This window comes from Streptomyces polyrhachis, assembly GCF_042663125.1.
GTDB lineage: Bacteria > Actinomycetota > Actinomycetes > Streptomycetales > Streptomycetaceae > Streptomyces > Streptomyces polyrhachii.
Genome location: NZ_JBHSZO010000012.1, coordinates 32,788 through 54,136, shown reverse-complemented (window position 1 = coordinate 54,136; position 21,349 = coordinate 32,788). Strand labels below are relative to the sequence as shown.

24 protein-coding genes are annotated in these 21,349 nt (G+C 72.1%); 12 read left to right on the top strand and 12 right to left on the bottom strand.

Annotated elements, in window-relative coordinates; translation table 11 throughout:
- The first annotated feature begins 56 nt into the window (after window positions 1–56).
- Together ACFQLX_RS10020 and ACFQLX_RS10015 are read left to right on the top strand one after the other, a co-directional pair.
- On the top strand, window positions 57–728 hold the full coding sequence (locus tag ACFQLX_RS10020) for an RDD family protein (RefSeq protein WP_386413863.1): 672 nt from the start codon (window positions 57–59) through the stop codon (window positions 726–728).
- 95 nt (window positions 729–823) lie between these two features.
- Window positions 824–1,381: an RDD family protein gene (locus ACFQLX_RS10015; RefSeq protein WP_386413862.1), complete on the top strand. Its 558-nt coding sequence runs from the start codon at window positions 824–826 to the stop codon at window positions 1,379–1,381.
- A 29-nt stretch (window positions 1,382–1,410) separates the two neighbouring features.
- On the opposite strand, the gene ACFQLX_RS10010 is transcribed toward ACFQLX_RS10015, so the two are convergent.
- Window positions 1,411–1,692 carry a hypothetical protein gene (locus tag ACFQLX_RS10010; protein ID WP_386413860.1) on the bottom strand — a complete coding sequence of 94 codons (282 nt, stop codon included), beginning with the start codon at window positions 1,690–1,692 and terminating at the stop codon, window positions 1,411–1,413.
- Window positions 1,693–2,039: 347 nt separating this feature from the next.
- Here ACFQLX_RS10010 and ACFQLX_RS10005 point away from each other — a divergent pair, with 347 nt between their 5' ends.
- Window positions 2,040–4,436 (top strand): immune inhibitor A domain-containing protein, encoded by a 2,397-nt coding sequence (locus ACFQLX_RS10005; RefSeq protein WP_386413858.1) that lies wholly within the window; start codon window positions 2,040–2,042, stop codon window positions 4,434–4,436.
- Window positions 4,437–4,533: 97 nt separating this feature from the next.
- Here ACFQLX_RS10005 and ACFQLX_RS10000 read toward each other — a convergent pair whose 3' ends face one another.
- Both ACFQLX_RS10000 and ACFQLX_RS09995 read right to left on the bottom strand, forming a co-directional pair.
- Window positions 4,534–5,124: a nicotinamidase gene (locus ACFQLX_RS10000; protein ID WP_386413857.1), complete on the bottom strand. Its 591-nt coding sequence runs from the start codon at window positions 5,122–5,124 to the stop codon at window positions 4,534–4,536.
- Window positions 5,125–5,306: 182 nt separating this feature from the next.
- A complete protein-coding gene (locus tag ACFQLX_RS09995) occupies window positions 5,307–6,629 on the bottom strand; it encodes a nicotinate phosphoribosyltransferase (RefSeq protein WP_386413855.1) in 1,323 nt (440 codons plus the stop codon).
- Window positions 6,630–6,832: 203 nt separating this feature from the next.
- On the opposite strand from ACFQLX_RS09995, the gene clpS reads away from it, so the two are divergent.
- The 3 genes from clpS (at window position 6,833) to ACFQLX_RS09980 (ending at window position 9,242) form a co-directional block, all read left to right on the top strand.
- Entirely contained in the window at window positions 6,833–7,141 is a 309-nt protein-coding gene (gene clpS / locus ACFQLX_RS09990; RefSeq protein WP_386413854.1) for an ATP-dependent Clp protease adapter ClpS, read from the top strand.
- Window positions 7,141–7,752 carry a DUF2017 domain-containing protein gene (locus tag ACFQLX_RS09985; protein ID WP_386413853.1) on the top strand — a complete coding sequence of 204 codons (612 nt, stop codon included), beginning with the start codon at window positions 7,141–7,143 and terminating at the stop codon, window positions 7,750–7,752. The genes clpS and ACFQLX_RS09985 overlap by 1 nt, the downstream gene beginning before the upstream one ends.
- Window positions 7,753–7,820: 68 nt before the next feature.
- Window positions 7,821–9,242, top strand: coding sequence for an amino acid permease (locus tag ACFQLX_RS09980; protein WP_386413852.1), 1,422 nt, complete (start codon window positions 7,821–7,823; stop codon window positions 9,240–9,242).
- Window positions 9,243–9,315: 73 nt separating this feature from the next.
- On the opposite strand, the gene ACFQLX_RS09975 is transcribed toward ACFQLX_RS09980, so the two are convergent.
- The 4 genes from ACFQLX_RS09975 to ACFQLX_RS09960 all read right to left on the bottom strand — a co-directional run bounded on the left by ACFQLX_RS09975 (window position 9,316) and on the right by ACFQLX_RS09960 (window position 11,264).
- Window positions 9,316–10,266: a PLP-dependent cysteine synthase family protein gene (locus tag ACFQLX_RS09975; RefSeq protein ID WP_386413851.1), complete on the bottom strand. Its 951-nt coding sequence runs from the start codon at window positions 10,264–10,266 to the stop codon at window positions 9,316–9,318.
- Window positions 10,266–10,541 (bottom strand): MoaD/ThiS family protein, encoded by a 276-nt coding sequence (locus tag ACFQLX_RS09970; protein ID WP_386413850.1) that lies wholly within the window; start codon window positions 10,539–10,541, stop codon window positions 10,266–10,268. The genes ACFQLX_RS09975 and ACFQLX_RS09970 overlap by 1 nt, the downstream gene beginning before the upstream one ends.
- 73 nt (window positions 10,542–10,614) lie before the next feature.
- Window positions 10,615–10,710, bottom strand: coding sequence for a putative leader peptide (locus ACFQLX_RS09965; protein WP_386413936.1), 96 nt, complete (start codon window positions 10,708–10,710; stop codon window positions 10,615–10,617).
- 86 nt (window positions 10,711–10,796) lie between these two features.
- Window positions 10,797–11,264 carry a M67 family metallopeptidase gene (locus tag ACFQLX_RS09960; protein WP_386413849.1) on the bottom strand — a complete coding sequence of 156 codons (468 nt, stop codon included), beginning with the start codon at window positions 11,262–11,264 and terminating at the stop codon, window positions 10,797–10,799.
- A 247-nt stretch (window positions 11,265–11,511) separates the two neighbouring features.
- On the opposite strand from ACFQLX_RS09960, the gene ACFQLX_RS09955 reads away from it, so the two are divergent.
- Complete coding sequence (locus ACFQLX_RS09955; RefSeq protein WP_386413847.1) at window positions 11,512–13,032, top strand: ABC transporter substrate-binding protein; 1,521 nt, start codon at window positions 11,512–11,514, stop codon at window positions 13,030–13,032.
- Window positions 13,033–13,115: 83 nt separating this feature from the next.
- Here ACFQLX_RS09955 and ACFQLX_RS09950 read toward each other — a convergent pair whose 3' ends face one another.
- Complete coding sequence (locus tag ACFQLX_RS09950) at window positions 13,116–13,595, bottom strand: type II toxin-antitoxin system PemK/MazF family toxin (RefSeq protein WP_386413846.1); 480 nt, start codon at window positions 13,593–13,595, stop codon at window positions 13,116–13,118.
- Between the two features lie 248 nt (window positions 13,596–13,843).
- Between ACFQLX_RS09950 and ACFQLX_RS09945 the strand changes: the two genes are divergently transcribed.
- A complete protein-coding gene (locus ACFQLX_RS09945) occupies window positions 13,844–14,596 on the top strand; it encodes an MBL fold metallo-hydrolase (protein WP_386413844.1) in 753 nt (250 codons plus the stop codon).
- A 30-nt stretch (window positions 14,597–14,626) separates the two neighbouring features.
- On the opposite strand, the gene ACFQLX_RS09940 is transcribed toward ACFQLX_RS09945, so the two are convergent.
- Window positions 14,627–15,910, bottom strand: coding sequence for a PTS transporter subunit EIIC (locus tag ACFQLX_RS09940; RefSeq protein ID WP_386413843.1), 1,284 nt, complete (start codon window positions 15,908–15,910; stop codon window positions 14,627–14,629).
- A 263-nt stretch (window positions 15,911–16,173) separates the two neighbouring features.
- Here ACFQLX_RS09940 and ACFQLX_RS09935 point away from each other — a divergent pair, with 263 nt between their 5' ends.
- The 4 genes from ACFQLX_RS09935 (at window position 16,174) to rdgB (ending at window position 18,308) form a co-directional block, all read left to right on the top strand.
- Window positions 16,174–16,422 carry a PTS sugar transporter subunit IIB gene (locus ACFQLX_RS09935; RefSeq protein ID WP_386413842.1) on the top strand — a complete coding sequence of 83 codons (249 nt, stop codon included), beginning with the start codon at window positions 16,174–16,176 and terminating at the stop codon, window positions 16,420–16,422.
- Window positions 16,423–16,525: 103 nt separating this feature from the next.
- Entirely contained in the window at window positions 16,526–17,302 is a 777-nt protein-coding gene (gene rph, locus ACFQLX_RS09930) for a ribonuclease PH (protein ID WP_386413840.1), read from the top strand.
- Window positions 17,302–17,688, top strand: coding sequence for a hypothetical protein (locus ACFQLX_RS09925; RefSeq protein ID WP_386413839.1), 387 nt, complete (start codon window positions 17,302–17,304; stop codon window positions 17,686–17,688). The genes rph and ACFQLX_RS09925 overlap by 1 nt, the downstream gene beginning before the upstream one ends.
- A complete protein-coding gene (gene rdgB, locus ACFQLX_RS09920) occupies window positions 17,685–18,308 on the top strand; it encodes an RdgB/HAM1 family non-canonical purine NTP pyrophosphatase (protein WP_386413838.1) in 624 nt (207 codons plus the stop codon). Before ACFQLX_RS09925 ends, rdgB begins: the two co-directional genes overlap by 4 nt.
- A 2-nt stretch (window positions 18,309–18,310) precedes the next feature.
- Here the strand turns inward: rdgB and ACFQLX_RS09915 are convergent, their stop codons facing one another.
- From ACFQLX_RS09915 to ACFQLX_RS09905, 3 genes are all read right to left on the bottom strand, one after another.
- Window positions 18,311–19,291, bottom strand: a complete 981-nt coding sequence (locus ACFQLX_RS09915; protein WP_386413837.1) for a YidC/Oxa1 family membrane protein insertase — start codon at window positions 19,289–19,291, stop codon at window positions 18,311–18,313.
- A gap of 147 nt (window positions 19,292–19,438) precedes the next feature.
- Window positions 19,439–19,747 (bottom strand): DUF6412 domain-containing protein, encoded by a 309-nt coding sequence (locus ACFQLX_RS09910; RefSeq protein ID WP_386413836.1) that lies wholly within the window; start codon window positions 19,745–19,747, stop codon window positions 19,439–19,441.
- A gap of 127 nt (window positions 19,748–19,874) precedes the next feature.
- Window positions 19,875–21,176 (bottom strand): DUF445 domain-containing protein, encoded by a 1,302-nt coding sequence (locus ACFQLX_RS09905; protein ID WP_386413834.1) that lies wholly within the window; start codon window positions 21,174–21,176, stop codon window positions 19,875–19,877.
- Window positions 21,177–21,349 lie beyond the last annotated feature (173 nt).

Below are 21,349 nucleotides of genomic sequence, written 5' to 3'. Positions count from 1 at the left end.
ACCCCATCGGCCCCCGCCCCCGTGCGCCCGGGGCGCGGGCGCGGTCCCCTCGGGGTATGAGTGACGACGACGCGCAGGGAACCCCTCAGCACGGCGGCACCCCGTCCGGCGGCTCGCCGTACGACAAGCCCTCGTCCCCGTACGGCGGCCCGCCCCCCGCGGGCCCGCCCCCCGGCGGCGGCTCGCCCTACGACCCCCCGCCGTCCCACCCCGGCGGCGGCGGCCCGTACGGCGGCGCCCCCTACGGCGGTGCCCCCTACGGAGCGCCGCAGGACCCGCGACTGGCGGGGATGCCGCCGCTGGGCGGCCTGGGCAACCGGGTGGTGGCGCGGATCATCGACTACCTGATCATCTCGGTCCCGGTCTCGATCCTCGCCGCCATCTTCAGCGGCTTCGACGACTACGAGGACACCGGCACCTACGGCTGGTCGCTCTTCGCGCTCCTGGCGTACTTCGTCTACGAGGGCGTGATGCTGAGCAAGTCCGGCCAGACCGTCGGCAAGAAGGTGATGGGCATCCGCGTCGCCATGCTGCAGGACGGCGCAGTGCCGACGGGCGGCCCCGCCTGGATCCGCTCCTCCGTCTACCACCTGCCGCTGCTGATCCCCTGCCTCGGCTGGTTCTTCTGGCTCTTCAACGTCCTGTCCTGCACCTGGGACAAGCCGTTCCGCCAGTGCGTGCACGACAAGGCGGCCAAGACGGTCGTGGTGAAGGCCGTATCCCGGTAGTCCGCGCGAGAGCAGTCCGCGCAGGGACCCCCGCCGAGGCCCCGGGCCCGCCCGCAGCTACGGGCGGCCCGGGGCCCGGTGGTTCAATGGCAGGCATGAGTCTGGACCAGTCGGCCCCGTCCGCCCCCGCCGTACGACCGAAGCCCGCGCTGCACGAGATGGCGCCGCTCGCCCCGACGGGCCTGCGCTTCACGGCCCGGGTGCTCGACAGCCTGGTGCTCGCCGTGCTGTGGTTCGTGTCGGCGACGGTCACCGGGCTCTTCGGCGAGGTGATGGAGGCCCAGCGCGCGGGCGGCAGCTTCGTGGAGCAGACGGCGTCCGTGGACCCGGTGCGGGCGGTGCTCGCCTTCGCGCTGACCTACCTCGTCTACTTCCTCTACGAGGGCGCGCTGCTCGCCCGCAGCGGCCAGACCCTCGGCAAGAAGGCCGTCGGCATCCGCGTCGCGGTGCTCTCCGACGGCGACATCCCCGGCCAGCGCGGCTGGACCCGCGCGGCGGTCTACGCCCTGCCGGGCGTGCTTGGCGGCGCCCCGGGCCTGTCGCTGCTCGGCCAGCTCTTCTGGCTGACCGACTCCCTGTGGTTCCTCCGCGACCGCCCCTACCGCCAGGCACTGCACGACAAGGCCGCCAAGACGGTCGTCGTACGGGCCTGAGCGGCGTTGCGTACGGGCCTGAGCGGCGGTTAAGCCGCGTCCTGCCCCACCACCGCGCGTTCCGGCGCGGACACCCGGGGCAGGACCGCCGGCGCGGGCAGCGCGGCCCGGGTGCGGCGGGCGAGGGGTGCCGCCACGGCGGCCAGTACGCCGGCGGCCAGCGCCGCGAGGCAGATCGCGAGGACCGCGAGCTGCGAGCGGGCCTGGGTCAGCAGCAGCAGGGCGGTCGCCGTGCAGACGACCGTGAGTGTGCCGTAGGCGAACTGGGCGGCGGTGGGCGCGGCTTGGCGGGCGACAGCGGGTCGCGGCATGGCGGGCTCCCAGGTAGGAGTGGGGCGCTCTCAGGGCTTGGATGCCCATCGGGTCCGCCGCCAATCCTGGCCCGACCAGTGACCCGGGGCACAAGGGGCGCACAGGCGCGCGGAGTTGGGGACAGTCGGGGGACGCCGTCCGATGCCGAGTGGACGCTGAGACCTGAGTCACCTTAGCGACAAACGGCGGTTACTGAACCGTAAGTCATTACCCCCCTGGCGTGAGCAAGTCAAGACTGTCATTTCTGCTCCTTCTCCGATCGAATGCACACCACATGATTCGCGCCGCGCGTGTGGGTCGGTTCGGTCGATCCCTCACGCCGGCCGAAGGGGAGGACAGCGCATTCGTGATACGCCAACGGAGGAGCATCAGATCCGCCGCTCTGGCCACCGTGACCGCTGCCGCGATCACCGCGGCCGTGCTGCCGGCCTTCACTGCCTCGGCAGCTGAGGGCGCGGTCACACCCGACCGCCGTGACCCGGCGGCGGTGGGCAAGGACAGCGAGCACAACTTCGAGGGCCCGTTCAGCAAGCAGCAGGCGGAGGCCCGCGAGGTCGCCGTCGAGCGCATGCTCAAGGGCGGTCCCAAGGCGAAGACGGTGGAGAAGAACGGCTCGACCGTGATGAAGCTCGACGACGGCAAGTACGTCGAGCTCGCACGGGAGCAGACCGACAAGATCTTCCCCATCCTGGTCGAGTTCGGCGACAAGGTCGACAACGAGACCATGTACGACCCGGACGGCGAGGGCCCCGAGCCCGCCGTGGTGAAGTGGGGCGGCACGCCCGGCCCCGCGCACAACACCATCGCCAAGCCGGACCGCACCAAGGACAACTCGACGGCCTGGCACCCGGACTTCAACCGGGAGCACTTCCAGGACCTGTACTTCTCCCACGACGCCGACAAGGAGTCCGTGGCGAAGTACTACGAGAAGCAGTCCTCGGGCCGCTACTCGGTCGAGGGCGAGGTCCAGGACTGGGTGAAGGTCGAGTACAACGAGGCCCGCTACGGCGGCAACTGGTGCGGCGACAACAGCTGCGACGTCTGGGACCTGGTCCGCGACGCCGTGAACAAGTGGACGGACGAGCAGAAGGCAGCGGGGAAGACCGCCGCCGAGATCAAGGCGGCACTGGCCGAGTACGACCAGTGGGACCGCTACGACTTCGACGGTGACGGCAACTTCAACGAGTCCGACGGCTACATCGACCACTTCCAGATCGTGCACGCCGGCGAGGACGAGTCGGCGGGCGGCGGTGCCCAGGGCACCGACGCGATCTGGGCGCACCGCTGGTACGCCTTCGGTACGGATGTCGGCTCCACCGGCCCGGCGGACAACAAGTCCGGCGGTACGGAGATCGGCGACACCGGTATCTGGGTCGGCGACTACACCATCCAGCCCGAGAACGGCGGCCTGGGCGTGTACGCCCACGAGTACGGCCACGACCTCGGTCTGCCCGACCACTACGACACCACGGGTGGCGGCGAGAACTCCACCGGCTTCTGGACGCTCATGTCCTCGGGCTCGTGGCTCGGCGAGGGCAACGGCTCCATCGGCGAACTCCCCGGCGACATGAGCGCCTGGGACAAGCTGCAGCTGGGCTGGCTCAACTACGACGTGGCGCGTGCGGGCGAGAAGTCGACGCACAAGCTGGGCGTGGCGGAGTACAACACCGACGACGCCCAGGCGCTCGTCACCATCCTGCCGAAGAAGGCCGTCACCACCACCATCGCGACGCCCCCCGAGGGCACGCAGCAGTGGTGGAGCGGCAGCGGCGACAACCTGTCGAACACCCTGACGCGCTCGGTGGACCTCACCGGCAAGACCTCGGCCTCGCTGTCCTTCAAGGGCTGGTACGAGATCGAGGAGGGCTACGACTACCTCTACACCGAGGTGTCGACCGACGGCGGGGCGACCTTCACCCCGATCGACGGCACGATGAACGGCACCGCGATCCCGCGCGACGGCGGCGACAAGCCGGCGCTCGACGGGACCTCGGGCGGCTACCAGGACTTCGCCTACCCCCTGGACGCCTACGCCGGTCAGAACATCCAGCTCCGCTTCCGCTACTACAGCGACGGCGGTGTGGCCGAGAAGGGCTTCACGGCCGACGCCCTGAAGATCACCGCCGATGGCGCGGAGGTCTTCGCGGACGGTGCCGAGGGTGACGACAACGGCTGGACGGCGAAGGGCTTCTCCCGCATCGGGGCGTCCTTCACCAAGGACTACGCGCAGTACTACATCGCGGAGAACCGCCAGTACGTGTCGTACGACAAGACCCTTGAGGTCGGGCCGTACAACTTCGGCTTCGCGAACAGCCGTCCGGACTGGGTCGAGCACTACCCGTACCAGAACGGTCTGCTGATCTCCCTGTGGGACCGCTCGCAGTCGGACAACAACACCTCGGTCCACCCGGGCAAGGGCCTGATCCTGCCGGTCGACGCCCACGCCAAGCCGCTCCGCTGGAGCAGCAAGGGCGGGCTGATGCGCAGCCGGATCCAGTCCTACGACTCGACCTTCAGCACCTACCCGACGGACGCGCTGGTCCTGCACAAGGACAGCAAGGCGACCACGATCCCCTCGCAGAGCGGGGTCTCGGTCTTCGACGACCGCTTCGGTACGTACTGGTACAAGGTCAACCCGTACGCCGGTGTGCAGGTCCCGAACACGGGCACGCGCATCTCGATCACCGACGAGCCGCTGGACGGTTCGTCGATCACGGTCGAGGTCGGTCCCAGCGTGAAGTAGCACCACCCGTCGGCCCAGGCCGGTAGGACGGATGCGGCCGTCGCCCTCTTCGGGGCGGCGGCCGTGTCCGTTCGTGCCGCGTGCGTACGCGGCGGGCTCAGCCCGCGACCACCGGCTCGCCCCGCAGCTCCACGCCCGCCTCGCGTAGCTCCGCCAGCGCCCGCTCGGTGCTCTCCGGCGCCACCGCCGCCGTCAGGTCCAGCAGCACCCGGGTGCGGAAGCCCGCGCGGGCCGCGTCCAGCGCGGTGGCCCGTACGCAGTGGTCCGTGGCGATGCCCACCACGTCCACCTCGCCGACGTTGCGGGCGCGCAGCCACCGCTCCAGGGGCGTGCCGTGCTCGTCGGCGCCCTCGAAGCCGCTGTACGCCGCCGCGTGGGCGCCCTTGTCGAAGACCGCCTCCACGGCGCCGGAGGCCACCGCCGGGGCGAAGTTGGGGTGGAAGCCCACGCCCTCGGTGCCGGCGACGCAGTGCCGGGGCCAGGAGACGGCGTAGTCGGGCTCCTCGGCGAAGTGCCCGCCGGGGTCGATGTGGTGGTCGCGGGTGGCGACGACGTGCCGGTAGCCCGCGGGCGCCTGGCCGACCAGGTCCGTGATGGCGGCGGCGACGTCCGCCCCGCCGCCGACCGCGAGGCTGCCGCCCTCGCAGAAGTCGTTCTGCACATCCACGACGATCAGTGCGCGATGCATTCGCTGGATCTCCCAATCCGCTTGCGCCTGGGGGGTGTTGGGGCTGCGTTGAAGCTGTGGGGGGCGTACGGCCGGAGTCTCCCCCCTGGGCCCGGCCCGTACGCCCGCAGCCGTCCGGAGGTGTTCCGGGGTCCGCAGAGGTCCGCAGAGGTCCGCAGAGGTCCGCAGAGGTTCAGAGGTCCTCAGAGGTACTCCGTGGGCAGCACCGCCTCCCCGCGCGAGAGCTGCGTGGCCGAGAGCGGCAGCGCGGCCCGCGCCTCGATGTGCCGGGCGCGCGCCGCCTCCAGCGGCTCGCGGCCGATCACGGACCCGGCGCGCACGAGGGGTACGGGAAGCAGGCGCTCCGCCAGGTCCTTCGGCACCTCGCCCGTGCCCAGCACCTCCGCCGCCGCGAAGCCGTCCTCGTCCAGCCGCCGCGCGGCCCACTTGCGCCCGCCCACGGACGACTTGCCGCCCGTCGACCTCTTCGCCACGGGCAGCAGCGGGGCGCCCGGCTCGGTGGACGTGGCGCGGGCGACCAGCTTGTAGACCATCGAGCAGGTCGGGTGCCCGCTGCCGGTGACGAGCTGGGTGCCCACGCCGTAGGTGTCGACCGGGGCGGCGGCCAGCGAGGCGATGGCGTACTCGTCGAGGTCGCTGGTCACGACGATCTTCGTGTCGCGGGCGCCCAGCTCGTCCAGCTGCTGGCGTACCCGGTGGGCCATCAGCAGCAGGTCGCCCGAGTCCAGCCGCACCGCGCCGAGTCCCGGTCCGGCCACCTCCACGGCGGTACGGACCGCCTCGCGCACGTCGTAGGTGTCGACCAGCAGCGTGGTGCCCCGGCCCATCGACTCCACCTGCGCGGTGAAGGCGTCGCGCTCGCTGTCGTGCAGCAGGGTGAAGGCGTGCGCGGCGGTGCCGGTGGTGGGGATGCCGTAGCGGAAGCCGGCCGCCAGGTCGGAGGTGGCGGCGAAGCCGCCGACGTACGCCGCCCGCGCCGCGGCGACCGCCGACAGCTCGTGGGTGCGGCGCGCGCCCATCTCGATCAGCGGCCGGCCGCCGGCCGCCGCCGACATCCGGGAGGCCGCGGCGGCGACGGCGGAGTCGTGGTTCATGATCGACAGGATCACGGTCTCCAGCAGCACGCACTCCGCGAAGCTGCCCTCGACCCGCAGTACGGGGGAGCCGGGGAAGTAGACCTCGCCCTCCGGGTAGCCCCACACGTCGCCGTGGAAGCGGAAGCCGGCCAGCCACTCCAGCGTCGGACCGTCCACGATCCCGCGCTCGCGCAGGAAGTCGAGCTGGGCCGCGTCGAAGCGGAAGCCCTCCACCGCGTCCAGCACCCGCCCGGTGCCGGCCACCACCCCGTAGCGCCGCCCCTCGGGCAGCCGCCGGGTGAAGCACTCGAACACGCAGGGGCGGTCGGCGGTGCCGTCGCGCAGCGCCGCCTGGAGCATCGTCAGCTCGTACTGGTCGGTGAAGAGCGCCGTCGAGGGGACGCTCACCGGCAGCCTCAGGTCTGTCATGCCCACCATGCTACCCCCAGATCTCGTCAGTTTGACGATTTCCCCCGGCGCGGCCGAATGGCTGTGACAGGGCGCACAGTGGCAGCATGGGGGGTGGCGGCCGCCCGGCGAGGACGGGCGGCGGTCTGCGCACACCGGGGCACGCCGGGGCACATCAGGGCGCACGAGGGCACACGAAGGGCAGCACGGATGAGGGGCAGCAAGTGAGCGTCGCGCCTACCGAGATCGAACGCTCGGAGACCGTTGAGGCGCTCAACCCGTCCCCGGTCCCCGAGCCGGACGTCCCGTGGGTGACCATCGTGCACAACGACCCGGTCAACCTGATGAGTTACGTGACCTATGTCTTCCAGGCATACTTCGGCTACCCCAAGGACAAGGCCCGCAAGCTGATGATGGACGTACACACCAAGGGCCGCGCGATCGTCTCCAGCGGCACCCGCGAGGAGATGGAGCGCGACGTCCAGGCCATGCACGGCTACGGCCTGTGGGCCACGCTCTCCCAGGAGCGCTGATGGCCTCCCAGTTCGAAGCCGTGCCCGGCGGCGGCGCCGCCATCGCCCTGGACGAGGTCGAGACCTCGATCCTGCGCTCCCTGGCCGTCCAGCTGCTGGAGCTGCTCGGCCCCGGCGAGGGGCCGGCCGACGCCTCCGCCGACCCCCTCGACGCCCTCTTCGCCGAGGGTCCCAGCAAGGCGCCCTCCGACCCCGCGCTCGCCCGCCTCCTCCCCGACGGCTACGGCGACCCCGCCCGTCCGCCGGCCGACGAGGCAGCGCGCGTGGCCCAGGAGGAGGCCGCCGCGGAGTTCCGCCGCTTCACGGAGAACGACCTGCGCGCGGGCAAGCGCGAGCACGCCCTGGCCGTGGTCCGGGCGCTGGACTCGATGGCGGTGCGGGGCGAGGGTCCCGCCGGCGTGCTGAAGCTCGACCCGCAGCAGTCGCGGCAGTGGCTGGGCACCCTCAACGACCTGCGCCTGGCGATCGCGGCCCGGCTGGAGATCAGCGACGAGGAGGACGGCGAGCTGCTCTACCGCCTCCCGGACGACGACGCCCGCAAGCCGATGGTGATGGCGTACCTCTGGCTGGGCGGCCTCCAGGAGACCCTGCTGGAGACCCTCACTCCGTAAGCGCCGAGGCGCCCCGCCCGCCCATCGTGAGTGATTTGCACCCTTTGTCATGTGGGATACGTGACTGCATGAACGAAACGATGACGCCGGACGGGGCCCCGCCGCCCCCGGAAGAGGGCTACGAGCGCGGCCTCGGCAGCCGCCAGGTCCAGATGATCGCCATCGGCGGTGCGATCGGCGTCGGCCTCTTCCTGGGAGCCGGCGCGAACATCGCCAAGGCGGGCCCCTCCCTCATCCTGATGTACGCCCTGGCCGGCGTGGTGATCTTCTTCATCATGCGCGCCCTGGGCGAACTGCTGCTCTACCGCCCGGTCTCGGGCTCCTTCGCGGAGTACGCCCGCGAGTTCCTCGGCCCCTTCTTCGGCTACGCCACCGGCTGGACGTACTGGCTGATGTGGGTGGTCACCGGCATGGCGGAGCTGACCGCCGCCGCCATCTACGTGCACTTCTGGTTCCCGTCGATCCCGCAGTGGGTCAGCGCCCTGGTCTTCCTGGTGGTGCTCTTCGGCGTCAACCTGATCTCGGTGAAGATCTTCGGCGAGGTCGAGTTCTGGTTCTCGATGGTCAAGGTCACCGCGATCATCGGCATGATCGTCATCGGCCTCGGCGTGCTCACCCTGGGCTTCTCCGACGCCGGCGACACCGCCTCGGTCTCCCACCTCACCGCCCACGGCGGCTTCTTCCCCCACGGCGTCGGTGAGAGCCTGATGACCCTGCAGGGCGTCATGTTCGCCTACCTCGCCGTCGAACTGGTCGGCGTCACGGCCGGCGAGAGCGACAACCCGGAGAAGACGCTGCCCAAGGCGATCAACACGCTGCCCTGGCGCATCATCATCTTCTACGTCGGCGCGCTCGTGGTGATCCTCTCCATCGTGAAGTGGACCGAGTTCCAGCCCGGCGTCAGCCCCTTCGTCGCCGCCTTCGACAAGATCGGCATCCCGCTCGCGGCCGGCATCGTCAACTTCGTCGTCCTCACCGCCGCGCTCTCCTCCTGCAACTCCGGCATGTACTCCACCGGCCGGATGCTGCGCGACCTCGCCGCCAACGCCGAGGCGCCGCGCTTCCTGGGCAGGCTCAACTCCCGCAAGACCCCCGCGGCGGGCGTCACGCTCTCCGTCGTGCTGATGGGCGCCGGCGTCGTCCTCAACTACGTCGTGCCGGAGAAGGCGTTCGGCTACGTGGTCTCCGTCGCCACCGCGGCCGGCATCTGGACCTGGATGATGATCCTCGTCAGCCACCTCCTCTACCGCCGCGCGGTCGCCGCCGGCCGGCTGCCCGCCTCGTCCTTCCCGGCCCCGGGCGGCTCGGCGGGCAGCTGGCTCGCGCTGCTCTCGCTGCTCTTCGTGACCGTGCTGATCTACCTGGACCCCGACGGCCGCGTCTCGCTGTACGTGGGCGCGCTCTGGGCCCTCCTGCTCGGCATCGGCTACGCGGTGCTGCGCAGCCGCGCCGCCGCCACCCGCGAGCTGGAGCCGGAGTACGCGGACTGACCCCCGCCCCACCCCGGCACACGGACGCGGCCCCCTCCCGTACGGGACGGGAGGGGGCCGCGTTCTGCCGTTCCTAAGCCCAGAGTTGGCCCTGGAGCGCCTCGACGGCCTCCTCCGTGGTGGCCGCGGTGTAGATGCCGGTGGAGAGGTACTTCCAGCCGCCGTCCGCGACGATGAACGCGATGTCCGCGCTCTCGCCCGCCCGCAGCGCCTTGCGCCCCACGCCGATCGCCGCGTGCAGCGCCGCCCCGGTGGAGACCCCGGCGAAGACCCCCTCCTGCTGGAGCAGTTCACGGGTACGGGCCACCGCGTCCTGCGAGCCCACGGAGAAGCGGGTGGTCAGCACCGAGGCGTCGTACAGCTCGGGGACGAAGCCCTCGTCGAGGTTGCGCAGCCCGTAGACCAGGTCGTCGTAGCGCGGCTCGGCGGCGACGATCTGGATGTCGGGGCGCTGCTCGCGCAGGTAGCGCCCGGCGCCCATCAGCGTGCCGGTGGTGCCCAGGCCCGCGACGAAGTGGGTGATGGAGGGCAGGTCGGCGAGGATCTCCGGGCCCGTGGTGGCGTAGTGGGCGCCGGCGTTGCCCGGGTTGCCGTACTGGTAGAGCATCACCCAGTCCGGATGCTCGGCGGCCAGCTCCCTGGCCTTCGCCACCGCCGTGTTGGAGCCGCCCGCGGCGGGGGAGGGGATGATCTCCGCGCCCCACATGGCGAGCAGCTGGCGGCGCTCGGCGGAGGTGTTCTCCGGCATCACGCAGACCATCCGGTAGCCCTTGAGCCTGGCCGCCATGGCCAGGGAGATGCCGGTGTTGCCGGAGGTCGGCTCCAGGATCGTGCAGCCCGGGGTGAGCAGGCCCTCCTTCTCCGCCTGCTCGACCATGAACAGCGCCGGGCGGTCCTTGACGGAGCCGGTCGGGTTGCGGTCCTCCAGCTTCGCCCAGATCCGCACGTCCTCGGACGGGGAGAGCCGGGGCAGGTGCACCAGCGGGGTGTCACCGACCGCCGCGAGCGCGCTCTCGTACCGCATCAGGCCCCGCCGGCGACGGCCGGGAGGATGGTCACGCTGTCGCCGTCGGCCAGCTTGGTGGCGATGCCGTCCAGGAAGCGGACGTCCTCGTCGTTGAGGTAGACGTTGACGAAGCGGCGCAGCTCCCCGCCGTCCACCAGGCGGTCGCGGATGCCCGCATGGCGGGACTCCAGGTCGAGGAAGAGCGCGGCGATGGTCTCGCCCTCGCCGGTCACGGCCTTCTCGCCGTCGGTGTACGTGCGCAGGATGGTCGGAATGCGGACATCGATGGCCATGGCAGGCTCCAGAAGGGGAGGCTTCGTAGCGGCGGCGGATTCGCAGCGGCGACGAAGGGGACGGGACGCGGACTCAGGCTGCCGGTCGGCCCGGACAGATCGCGCTGGCGAGGCGGCACAGGTCGACGTGGAGGCGCGCCACGAGCAGCGAGCCCGGCGCCCTGTCCATCCCGTCCCTCACGCAGCCGTCAACCATGGGCTCATCGTAACGATTCCCGTGCGCCGCCCCCACCGCCCGTCCCAGCATGCGGATGCTCAGGTGGACGGGGCGGCCCCGTCCTCGTACGAGGCGACGATCCGCACCTCCTCCTCGGTCACCGTGCCGTCCACGATGCGGAACGAGCGGAAGGAGACGGGGCCGTCGCCTTGGCCGTCGTCGCCGCACTCGGCGGTGGAGACCAGCACGTAGTGGGCGCCGGGCTCGCCCGCGTAGGAGATGTCGGTGCGCGAGGGGTACGCCTCGGTGGCGGTGTGCGAGTGGTAGACCACCACCGGCTCCTCGTCGCGGTCGTCCAGCTCGCGGTAGAGCTTCAGCAGGTCCTGGGAGTCGAACTCGTAGAACGTGGGGGAGCGGGCGGCGTTCAGCATCGGCACGAAGCGCTGCGGACGCCCGTCCGCCGGAGCGGGGCTGGGGCCGGCGACGATGCCGCAGGCCTCGTCGGGGTGGTCGGCTCGGGCGTGCGCCGTGATCCGCTCGTACAGCTCCTGGGTGATGGTCAGCATGAGCGCAAGGATAGGAGGCGGTCGCCGGCCGGCGGCAGGGCGGCGGATGCGCCTCCGTGTCCGTTCTGATGGCGAAAAGTACCCCGAGCATTAACCAAAGCCCCACACAGTGTGGTGGACTGTCTGTCCACCAATCAGGTGACAGACAGCCCGAGCCGTGAGCCCCGGGCGCAGTGGCGTGTGTGGAAGGCAAAATCCCGTGCGGTTGACGCGACGACTCGTTCCCCTTGCGGCCGGTGGACTGGCAGTGACCCTGCTGTCCGGCTGCGGCGCTCTCGGCCTCGGTGACGAGGAGGGGGGCGACCCCATCCTGGTCGGGACGACGGACGAGGTGACCTCGCTCGACCCGGCGGTCGCCTACGACGCCGGCTCCTGGGCACTGATCAGCACCCTCGGCCAGAGCCTGCTGACCTTCCAGCCCAACGGCTCGGAGCCCGTCCCGGACGCCGCGGAGACCTGCGAGTTCACCGACGACGAGCTGACCACGTACGAGTGCACCCTGCGCAAGGGCCTCACCTTCGCCAACGGCGAGGAGATCACCGCCGAGGACGTGGTCTTCAGCTTCGACCGGATCAAGAAGTACTGGGACAAGGAGGAGGACGGCACCTGGCCCGTCGTCTCCACCCTGAAGAAGACCGAGGCGGTCGGCAGCGACAAGGTCGTCTTCCACCTCAGCACGCCCGACGCCACCTGGCCGTTCAAGCTGGCCAGCTCCGCCGGCACCATCGTCAGCCGCGAGAGCTACCCCATGGGGAGCGCGCTGGAGGGCAGTTCCGTGGTGGGCTCGGGGCCGTACGTGCTCAAGAGCTACACCAAGGGCAAGTCCGCGGTGCTGGAGCGCAACCCGAAGTACAAGGGCGCGCTCGAGGTCCACAACGACACGGTGGAGATCCGCTACTACGCGTCCTCGGAGAAGCTCTCGACGGCCTGGAAGGCCAAGGAGCTGGACGTGGTCAGCCGTGAGCTGCCCTCCGAGGAGTACAGCAGGCTGGAGAGCGACCCGCCCGCGGGCGTGCGCCTCTCGGCCGCCAAGGGCAGCGCGGTGCGCCACATGGTGTTCAACGTGCGCGCCGGCTCGCGGACCAAGGACCTGGCGGTCCGCCGGGCCATCTCCGCGCTCGTCGACCGCGACGACATCGCGGTCAACGGGCAGGCCAACACCGTCATCCCGCTGTACTCGGTGCTGCCGGCCGGCGTCCAGGGCCACACCACGCCGTTCTACGACAAGGTGCCCACCAACGACCCCGCGGAGGCGGAGAAGATCCTGCGCGACGCCGGGATCCCCACGCCGTTCACCTTCACCTACGCCTACCGCGCGGACTCGGGCAAGGACCAGGAGAGCAAGCTGCTGGCCAAGCAGCTGGGGCGCAAGGGCCTGTTCAAGGTCCAGCTGAAGCCGCTGAAGGCCGACGCTTACTTCGACATGGTCTCCGAGGGCAAGACCGACGCCTTCGGCGTGGGCTGGCTCCCCGACTTCCCGGACCCGATCACCTACATCGAGCCGGTCGTCGGTTCGGCGAACACGTACAACAACGGTTTCTCCGACGCCCGGGTCGACGGTCTGATCAAGAACATCGGGAAGGTCGCCGAACGCAGCCGGATCGGTGCGGACCTCAACAACGTCGACGTGCGGGTCGCCCAGGAGCTGCCGCTGCTCCCGCTCTACCAGGAGCGCGACTTCACCCTCACCACCGACCACATCCTCGGCGGCGAGAACATGATCGACTCCACCGGCGCCTGGCGCGTCTGGGAGCTGTCGCGCGAGTAGTACGCAGGGTCCTTCACCGACGGGCCGCCGCAACCACCCGGTTGCGGCGGCCCGTCCGCGCTCTGGGAGGTCCGCCCGTACGGTCACGGCTCCGCCAGATAGCGCACCTGGTCCCAGACCGTCGGGTCCACCGTGCCCGCGCGGCGGCGCAGCTCACCGAGCGGCACCTCGCGCAGCTCGCCGGTGCGCAGGTAGCCCGGCCGCCCCCGCGCGTCGCCCACCGTCCCCGGCGGCAGCGGGATCACCCCGGGGCGGTCGTGGTCGAACCTGCCGGTGATCCCGGCGACGAGCGCGGTGGCGCCGTCCACCCGCAGCACCAGGCAGGGGCGGTCCCGGGCGCGGACCCCCTGCGGGGGCCTGTCCCCGCAGGGGGTCCGCGCCCACCAGATGTCACCCACCGTCACCCCGGGCCGCGCCCCGGCGAGCATTCCTTCGAACAGCAGGCCCGTCCGGTGCCGCGCCGCACGCAGCCCCCGGCGGGCCCGGCGCCCCGCGGCGCCCAGCCCGGCCCCCAGGGCCAAGGCCACCGCGGCCGCCGCCGACCACCACCAGGAGGTGTCCATATGCCTGGATCGTAGGTCCGCGCCCCGGCCGCCGCCCGGCGGCCGGCGGGCGCGCCCGGCGCCCACCGGCGCCCCCGCGTCCTGGTGATTCCGCGCACACATGGGGTGACGCCGGGTCCCGGGCGCCGCCGCGAGCCTTAGGCTCAACGGGCCGATCGCCGTCGTCGCACCCTTCCCCCAAGGGGACAGCCCAGCCGCCGCCATGGCGCCGAGGGGCATCCCCTGACCGCCGGAGGTTCCTGCCGCACATGAAGCTCACCGTCGTAGGCTGCTCCGGCTCCTTCCCGTCCGCCGACTCGCCCTGCTCCAGCTACCTCGTCGAGGCCGAGGGCTACGCGCTGCTGCTCGACATGGGCAACGGGGCGCTGGGGGAGCTGCAGAAGCACTGCGGGCTGTACGACCTCGACGCGATCGTCCTCAGCCATCTGCACGCGGACCACTGCATCGACATGTGCGCCTACTTCGTGGCCCGTTACTACCGCCACGACGGCGGCCGCCCCGCACCGCTGCCCGTCCACGGCCCGGCCGGCACCGAGCAGCGCCTCACCGACGCGCACGCCTCGACGCCCTCCCGCCACTCGATGGCGGAGGTCTTCGACTTCCGCACCCTGGAGCCGGGCCGCTTCGAGGCGGGCCCCTTCACCGTCCGCGCCGACCGGGTGGCCCACCCGATCGAGTCCTTCGCCTTCCGGATCGAGTACGGCGGGCGCACCCTGGTCTACTCCGGCGACTCGGGCCCGTGCGCGGCGCTCACCCAGCTCAGCAAGGACGCCGATCTGCTGCTCTGCGAGGCCGCCTTCACCCACGGCAAGGAGGACATCCCCGACCTGCACCTCAACGGGCTGCAGGCCGGGGAGCTGGCGGAGGCGGCCCAGGTACGCCGGCTGGTCCTCACCCACATCCCGCCGTGGACGGACCCCCAGACCAACCTCCGCGACGCCCGCGCCGCGTACGGCGGACCGGTGGAACTGGCCCGGGTGGGCGCGGTGTACGAGGTCTGAGCCGCCGCCTTGCGCCCTGCGCGCCGCGCCTCACGCCTTGTACTGCGCCGTGTCCTCGGCGGCCAGCTCCTCGTCCGACTCCCGGCCGGGCGTGGGGAGGTTGAACCTCAGGATGGCGAACCGGAAGATCACGTAGTACAGCACCCCGAAGCCGAGCCCGACCAGCATCAGCGCCCAGGGCTTCTCCGCGATGCCGAGGTTCAGGACGAAGTCGATCGCGCCGGCCGAGAAGCCGAAGCCGTCGCGCATCCCCAGCGCCCAGGTCAGCGCCATCGAGACACCGGTGAGCAGCGCGTGGATCGCGTACAGCACCGGGGCGATGAACATGAAGGTGAACTCGATCGGCTCGGTCACACCGGTGACGAAGGCGGTGAGCGCGATGGAGAACATCATGCCGCCGACGACCTTGCGGCGCTCCGGCCGGGCGGTGGAGTACATCGCCAGGCAGGCCGCCGGCAGCGCGAACATCATGATCGGGAAGAAGCCGGTCATGAACTGCCCCGCCGTGGGGTCCCCGGCCAGGAAGCGCGCGATGTCGCCGTGCACCACGGTGCCGTCGGGCTTGGTGAAGGAGCCGGCCTGGAACCAGGGGAAGGAGTTGAGCAGGTGGTGCATGCCGACCGGGATCAGCGCGCGGTTGAAGACGCCGAAGAGGCCCGCGCCCACCGCGCCCGAACCGACCAGCCACTCGCCGAAGTTGTGGATGCCCGCGCCGAGCCACGGCCAGACGTACCCGAAGGCGATGGCGATGAACAGGCCGGCGAAGGCGGAGAGGATCGGCACCAGGCGGCGCCCGCCGAAGAAGCCGAGCCAGTCGGGCAGCCTCTTGCGGTGGTAGCGCTGGTAGAGCAGCGCCACCACCAGGCCCATCACCACACCGCCCAGCACGCCGGCGTTGACCGGGGCGTCGACCACCTCGATCTTCCCGTCGACGACCGTCTCGACCGGGTCGACGCTGGGGTCGGTGAAGGTGGCGAGCACCTTGGCGAAGACCAGGTAGCCCACCACGGCCGCGAGGCCCGTGGAGCCGTCGGACTTCCTGGCGAAGCCGATGGCGATGCCCACCGCGAAGAGCAGCGGCATGTTCTCCAGCAGCGCGCCGCCGCCGGCCGCCATCCAGGTGGCGATCTTGTTGATCCAGTCCGGCAGCGCGGGGTCGCCCAGCAGGTCCTGGGCGCCGAGCCGCACCAGCAGCGCGGCGGCCGGCAGGACCGCGATGGGCAGCATCAGGCTGCGGCCGATGCGCTGGGCGACGGCCATGGCGCCCGCGCCGCGGCCCTTCTTGTCTGCGGCTGTGGGAGACGCCGTGGACATCGATTCCTCCAGGGGGACGCCGTCGTCCGAGTGGGGGTGCCCGGGTTGCGGGCGATGTGGTCTACACCTGTGAGAGGTGTAGACCAGTTGTAGCATGCAGGTTCCGGCGGGGGACAATCCCCTGGCCTTCGAAGCTATGCGATACGTACGTGTACGTCCCGTTTTGCTGAGCCGTCCCGAGCGGACGCGGCCTCGGGAGTGGCGCATACTGGCGTAGACCAATGGCCGGTTGAGGGCAGCGCTTTCGACGGGCCGCCGAAGAGATGCGGAGTGTGGACATGGCCAGCAAGGCTGAGAAGATCGTCGCCGGCCTCGGCGGGCTCGCGAACATCGTCGAGGTGGAGGGCTGCATCACCCGGCTGCGCACCGAGGTGGAGGACGCGGGACTGGTCGACGAGGCCGCGCTGAAGGCCGCCGGCGCCCACGGCGTGGTCAAGATGGGCACGGCCGTGCAGGTCGTCATCGGCACCGACGCCGACCCCATCGCCTCGGAGATCGAGGACATGCTCTGACCGGCCCTCCCGCCGACCCCCTCCCCGGGCCCTGCGGCGGCCCTCCGACCCGACCGGCCGGAGGGCCGCCGCGCCTGTGCGTCCGCCCGATAGGGTCGGGGCCATGTCTGGAACCATTGGCACCCCCTCGGCCGCTCCGGGGGAGCCCACCGCGTCCCGTATCGACGGGCGTACGCCCGACCGGCTCCGCCCGGTGACCCTGCAGCGCGACTGGAGCAAGCACGCGGAGGGCTCCGTCCTGGTGTCCTTCGGCGACACCAGGGTGCTGTGCACCGCCAGCGTCACCGAGGGCGTCCCGCGCTGGCGCCGGGGCAGCGGCGAGGGCTGGATCACCGCCGAGTACGCGATGCTGCCGCGCGCCACCAACACCCGCGGCGACCGCGAGTCCGTCCGCGGGAAGATCGGCGGGCGGACCCACGAGATCTCCCGGCTGATCGGCCGCTCCCTGCGCGCCGTCATCGACTTCAAGGCGCTCGGCGAGAACACGGTCGTCCTGGACTGCGACGTCCTGCAGGCCGACGGCGGCACCCGCACCGCCGCCATCACCGGGGCCTACGTCGCCCTCGCCGACGCGCTCGGCTGGGCCCGCGAGAACAAGCTGGTCCGCGGCAAGGCCCAGCCGCTGACCGGGACGGTCTCCGCCGTCAGCGTCGGCATCGTGGGCGGCGTGCCGCTGCTCGACCTCTGCTACGAGGAGGACGTGCGGGCCGAGACCGACATGAACGTGGTGTGCACCGGCGACGGCCGCTTCGTCGAGGTGCAGGGCACCGCGGAGGGCGAGCCCTTCGCCCGTACCGAACTCGACGCACTGCTCGACCTCGCGGTCGAGGGCTGCGCCGAGCTGGACCTGCTGCAGCGTGAAGCCCTGGGAGAACTGTGATGAAGCGTCGCCCCCTCGCCATAACCGTCGCCGTGGCCGCCGCCACCGCCGCGCTCGCCGCCGGCCTGACCGGCTGCGGAGCCGTCGACAAGGCGCTGGACTGCGCCCAGCTCGCCGCCGACGTCGCCCAGGACGTACAGGACCTGCAGGACGCCGTCGCCGGCGCCGGGGAGAGCCCGCAGGGCGTGGTCGACGCCCTCAACGCGATCGAGACCGACCTGGACGACTACCAGAAGAAGACGGACAACGCCGACCTCACCAAGGCCGTCGACGACCTCCAGCAGGCCGTCGAGAACGCCCGCACCTCCGCCGAGGACGGCAGCATCCCCGACATCGCCCCGGTCACCGGCGCGGCGGGCGAGGTGTCGAAGGTGTGCGCCTCGTGACGGCCGCCAAGCTGGTCCTGGCGACCCGTAACGCCCACAAGGTCGTCGAGCTGCGCGAGATCCTCGCCGACGCCGGCCTGGAGGTGGACCTGATCGGCGCGGACGCCTTCCCCGAGGTCCCGGACGTCGTGGAGAACGGCACCACCTTCGCCGCCAACGCCCTGCTCAAGGCGCACGCGCTGGCGAAGGCCACCGGTCTGCCCGCGCTCGCCGACGACTCCGGCCTGTGCGTGGACCTCCTCGGCGGGGCGCCCGGCATCTTCTCCGCCCGCTGGTCGGGCGGCAGGGGCGACCGGGCGAACGTGGAGCTGCTGCTCGCGCAGCTCGCCGACATGGCCGCCGAGCACCGCGCGGCGCACTTCGCCTGCGCGGCGGCGCTGGTACTGCCCGACGGGCGCGAGCGCGTGGCCGAGGGGCGGCTGTCGGGCACCCTGCGCTTCGAGCCCGTCGGCGACGGCGGCTTCGGGTACGACCCGGTCTTCGAGCCGGTGGGACTCGACCGCACCCTCGCGGAGCTGCCCGCCGCGCAGAAGAACGCGATCAGCCACCGGGGCAGGGCCCTGCAGGCGATGGTCCCGCAACTGCGCGAACTGCTGGACGCGGGGGCGCCGGACGCCTGAGCCTACGCCCGACCCTTCTTCGCGGGCCGGGGGGATGCCGCACGCGCGGCGTTCCCCCGGCCCGCTGCCGTACGCGCCCTCGTCCCGGCCTTGGCGGCGGGGGCCGTGGCCTTTGTCCGTGCCTCGGCCCGTGCCTCGGCCGGGGCGGGGGTCGTGGCCTTCGTGCGGGCCTTGGCCCCTGCCTTTGCCGGGGCGGCCGTCGTGGCCTTGGCCGGGGCGGGGACGGAGGCTGCGGCCTTCGCCGGAGCCGGCGCCGTGCTGATCGTGCGGTGCAGCAGCGTGCGCTCGGCGACCGACCACAGCGTCGTCGTGGCGAGGTAGAGCGCCGCGGCCAGCGGGACGACCGCCGCCGACAGCAGCGTGCCGAAGGACAGCAGCGGCATCCAGCGCGCCATCCCGGCCATCCCCGGCAGCTGCTCGGCCGCGTTCCCCGCCACCCCCGCGGCCTCGCGCCTGGCCGCCGCGGCGGCGGCCAGCCTGCGGCTGTGCAGGAAGGACCAGGTGGCGCCGGCCGCCACGACCGCGAAGAGGCCCAGGTACACCAGCCCGTGCGGCCCGAACACGCCCCCGTCGGCCAGCGCGTCCGACCAGCGCCCGCCCAGCGGGGCGCCCAGCAGGGTGTGGTCGAGCAGCTCGTGGTCGTGGCCGGAGAAGAGGCGGTACATCACCATGAACACCGGCAGCTGCAGCAGCATCGGCCCGCAGCCGGCCAGCGGGGAGGAGCCGCTCTCGCGGTACAGCTCCATGGTCGCCTTCTGCAGCTTCTCCGGGTTCTTCCTGTGCTTGCGCTGCAGCTCGGCCAGCTGCGGGGAGAGCGCCTCACGGGTCTTGTGGCCGCGCGCGGTGGCGCGGGCGAGCGGGTGGAGGGCGAGGCGCACGCAGAGGGTGAAGACGATCACCGCCGCGGCCGTGGCGGCGCCGCCGAAGAGGGGGTCGAGGACGTCCGCGAGCGCGGACAGGACGGAGCTGAGGGCGTCGAACATCGCTGGGATGCCTTCCGGGTTCGTCGTACCGATCGGGGATGCGGTGTGACGAGCCGCGCGGCGCGCGGGCGGCCCGGGGCGCACGAGGGCGCGGACCGGGGCGGGGCGCGGGGGAGGGGGCGCCGGGAGCGGGGCTCCGGCGCGGCGTTACGCGGCCGTCGGAAGGACGTGTCCGGGCGCCCTGGGGCGGGCCCGGCCGGCGGCGTCGGGGTCGCGCTGCGGCAGGAAGGCGGTGCGCCGGGCCCGCTCGCGGATGGCGGTGCGGACCCCGGCCGGTGTGACCGTCCGGGCCACGGCGTGGTGCGGGAAGGCCGCGCCGAGCAGCATGAGGGCGGCGGAGGCGGCGACGCCCGTGAAGGCGGCGGCCAGTCCGGCCTCGTCGTACATCGCCTCGCCCAGCAGGGCCAGGACCGCGCCGACGAGGAGGCGCACCACGGCTTTCGTACGCGGATGCACGGGGGCGGTCCTCCTTTCACGGCCGGCCCGGCGCCGAAGCCGGGTCCTCACCGGATCGTAACGCGCCCACCCGCCCGAGCGGTACGGGCCGAGGTCCCCGATCCCCGCCGCCCCCGCCGCGGCGCGGCTACCCCCCCGTCACCGCGTGGTACACGCTGTAGATCGCCAGCCCCGCCAGCGAGCCCACCACCGTGCCGTTGATCCGGATGAACTGCAGGTCGCGCCCGATGTTCGCCTCGATCTTCCGCGAGGTCATGTCCGCGTCCCAGCCGGCCACCGTGTCCGTGATCAGGGAGGTGATCTCCGCCCGGTAGGTGGTGACGATGTACGTGGCCACGTCCTCCACCCAGCCGTCGACCTTCGCCCGCAGCCGCTCGTCGGTGGCCATCCGCTGACCCAGCGACATGACCGCCGCGCGGGCGCGCAGCCGCAGCTCGCTGTGCTCGTCCTGCGCCGCCCCGACGATCATCCGGCGCAGCGCCCCCCAGGCAGAGGCGATGAACTCCTGCACCTCGTCGCGGGCGAGGACCTCCGCCTTGAGCCGCTCCACCCGGGCCCGGGTGGCGGTGTCGGACTGCAGGTCGCCCGCGAAGTCGCGCAGGAAGCGGTCGATGGCGCCGCGCGCCGGATGCTGCGGGGAGTCGCGCATCTCGGTGACGAAGCGCATCAGCTCGCGGTAGACGCGCTCGCCCACCCTGCGGTCGACGAAGCGCGGCGTCCAGCCCGGGGCGCCGCCGGCGACGGCCTCCATCACCGAGTCGCCGTTGCGCCGCAGGTAGCTCTCGGCGCGCTCGCAGACCAGGTCCACCACCCGGCGGTGGCCGCCGTCCGCGACGACCTGCTCCAGCAGCTTGCCCGCGCCGGGGGCGATCTCCATGGTGGCGGCGCGGCGGTTGATCGCCTCGCCGACGACGGCCTGCACATCCGAGTCGCGCAGCACCGTCAGCGCGCCGCGCAGGGCGGTGGCGGCCTCGGAGGTGACGCGGTCGGCGTTGGCGGGCTCGGCGAGCCAGCCGCCCAGCCGGCGGGCGAGGTCCAGCTTGGCGATCCGGGAGCGGACCACCGGCTCGGAGAGGAAGTTCTCGCCCACGAAGTCGCCCAGGCTCCGGCCCAGCTGGTCCTTCTTCGTCGGGATGATCGCCGTGTGCGGGATGGGCAGCCCCAGCGGGCGGCGGAAGAGCGCGGTGACGGCGAACCAGTCGGCCAGCCCGCCGACCATCCCGGCCTCGGCCGCCGCCGCCACGTAGCCGGCCCAGGCGCCCGCACCGCTCTCCTCGGCCCAGGTGGCCAGGCAGAACACGGTCGCCGCGAAGAGCAGCAGCCCGGTGGCGACCAGTTTCATCCGCCGTACGCCCAGGCGCTTGGCCTCGTCGGAGGGCGTGTACTCGAAGCCGCCCGGGGCCTCGCCCGCCGGTTGTGTCCGTTCCATGCACCCTCATTCGTCCGTGCGCGCACCGCCTGCCGTTTCCTTCCACCCACCAGAACGAACGGACAGTTCCCGCCGTCCCATCCCCCGGTCGGACTAACGCGCGAACGGCCACCCACAAGGGCCCCGTCCCATGGGGGCGTTGTGCGCACAGCATGCCCACGGAGATAACATGA

Bases quoted from the DNA above. Each gene is read 5' to 3' on its own strand.
- ACFQLX_RS10020 (WP_386413863.1), top strand. From the start codon at position 57: ATGAGTGACGACGACGCGCAGGGAACCCCTCAGCACGGCGGCACCCCG.
- ACFQLX_RS10015 (WP_386413862.1), top strand. From the start codon at position 824: ATGAGTCTGGACCAGTCGGCCCCGTCCGCCCCCGCCGTACGACCGAAG.
- ACFQLX_RS10010 (WP_386413860.1), bottom strand. From the start codon at position 1,692: ATGCCGCGACCCGCTGTCGCCCGCCAAGCCGCGCCCACCGCCGCCCAG.
- ACFQLX_RS10000 (WP_386413857.1), bottom strand. From the start codon at position 5,124: ATGCATCGCGCACTGATCGTCGTGGATGTGCAGAACGACTTCTGCGAG.
- ACFQLX_RS09995 (WP_386413855.1), bottom strand. From the start codon at position 6,629: ATGACAGACCTGAGGCTGCCGGTGAGCGTCCCCTCGACGGCGCTCTTC.
- ACFQLX_RS09985 (WP_386413853.1), top strand. From the start codon at position 7,141: ATGGCCTCCCAGTTCGAAGCCGTGCCCGGCGGCGGCGCCGCCATCGCC.
- ACFQLX_RS09980 (WP_386413852.1), top strand. From the start codon at position 7,821: ATGAACGAAACGATGACGCCGGACGGGGCCCCGCCGCCCCCGGAAGAG.
- ACFQLX_RS09975 (WP_386413851.1), bottom strand. From the start codon at position 10,266: ATGCGGTACGAGAGCGCGCTCGCGGCGGTCGGTGACACCCCGCTGGTG.
- ACFQLX_RS09970 (WP_386413850.1), bottom strand. From the start codon at position 10,541: ATGGCCATCGATGTCCGCATTCCGACCATCCTGCGCACGTACACCGAC.
- ACFQLX_RS09965 (WP_386413936.1), bottom strand. From the start codon at position 10,710: ATGGACAGGGCGCCGGGCTCGCTGCTCGTGGCGCGCCTCCACGTCGAC.
- ACFQLX_RS09960 (WP_386413849.1), bottom strand. From the start codon at position 11,264: ATGCTGACCATCACCCAGGAGCTGTACGAGCGGATCACGGCGCACGCC.
- ACFQLX_RS09950 (WP_386413846.1), bottom strand. From the start codon at position 13,595: ATGGACACCTCCTGGTGGTGGTCGGCGGCGGCCGCGGTGGCCTTGGCC.
- ACFQLX_RS09945 (WP_386413844.1), top strand. From the start codon at position 13,844: ATGAAGCTCACCGTCGTAGGCTGCTCCGGCTCCTTCCCGTCCGCCGAC.
- ACFQLX_RS09940 (WP_386413843.1), bottom strand. From the start codon at position 15,910: ATGTCCACGGCGTCTCCCACAGCCGCAGACAAGAAGGGCCGCGGCGCG.
- ACFQLX_RS09935 (WP_386413842.1), top strand. From the start codon at position 16,174: ATGCGGAGTGTGGACATGGCCAGCAAGGCTGAGAAGATCGTCGCCGGC.
- rph (WP_386413840.1), top strand. From the start codon at position 16,526: ATGTCTGGAACCATTGGCACCCCCTCGGCCGCTCCGGGGGAGCCCACC.
- ACFQLX_RS09925 (WP_386413839.1), top strand. From the start codon at position 17,302: ATGAAGCGTCGCCCCCTCGCCATAACCGTCGCCGTGGCCGCCGCCACC.
- ACFQLX_RS09915 (WP_386413837.1), bottom strand. From the start codon at position 19,291: ATGTTCGACGCCCTCAGCTCCGTCCTGTCCGCGCTCGCGGACGTCCTC.
- ACFQLX_RS09905 (WP_386413834.1), bottom strand. From the start codon at position 21,176: ATGGAACGGACACAACCGGCGGGCGAGGCCCCGGGCGGCTTCGAGTAC.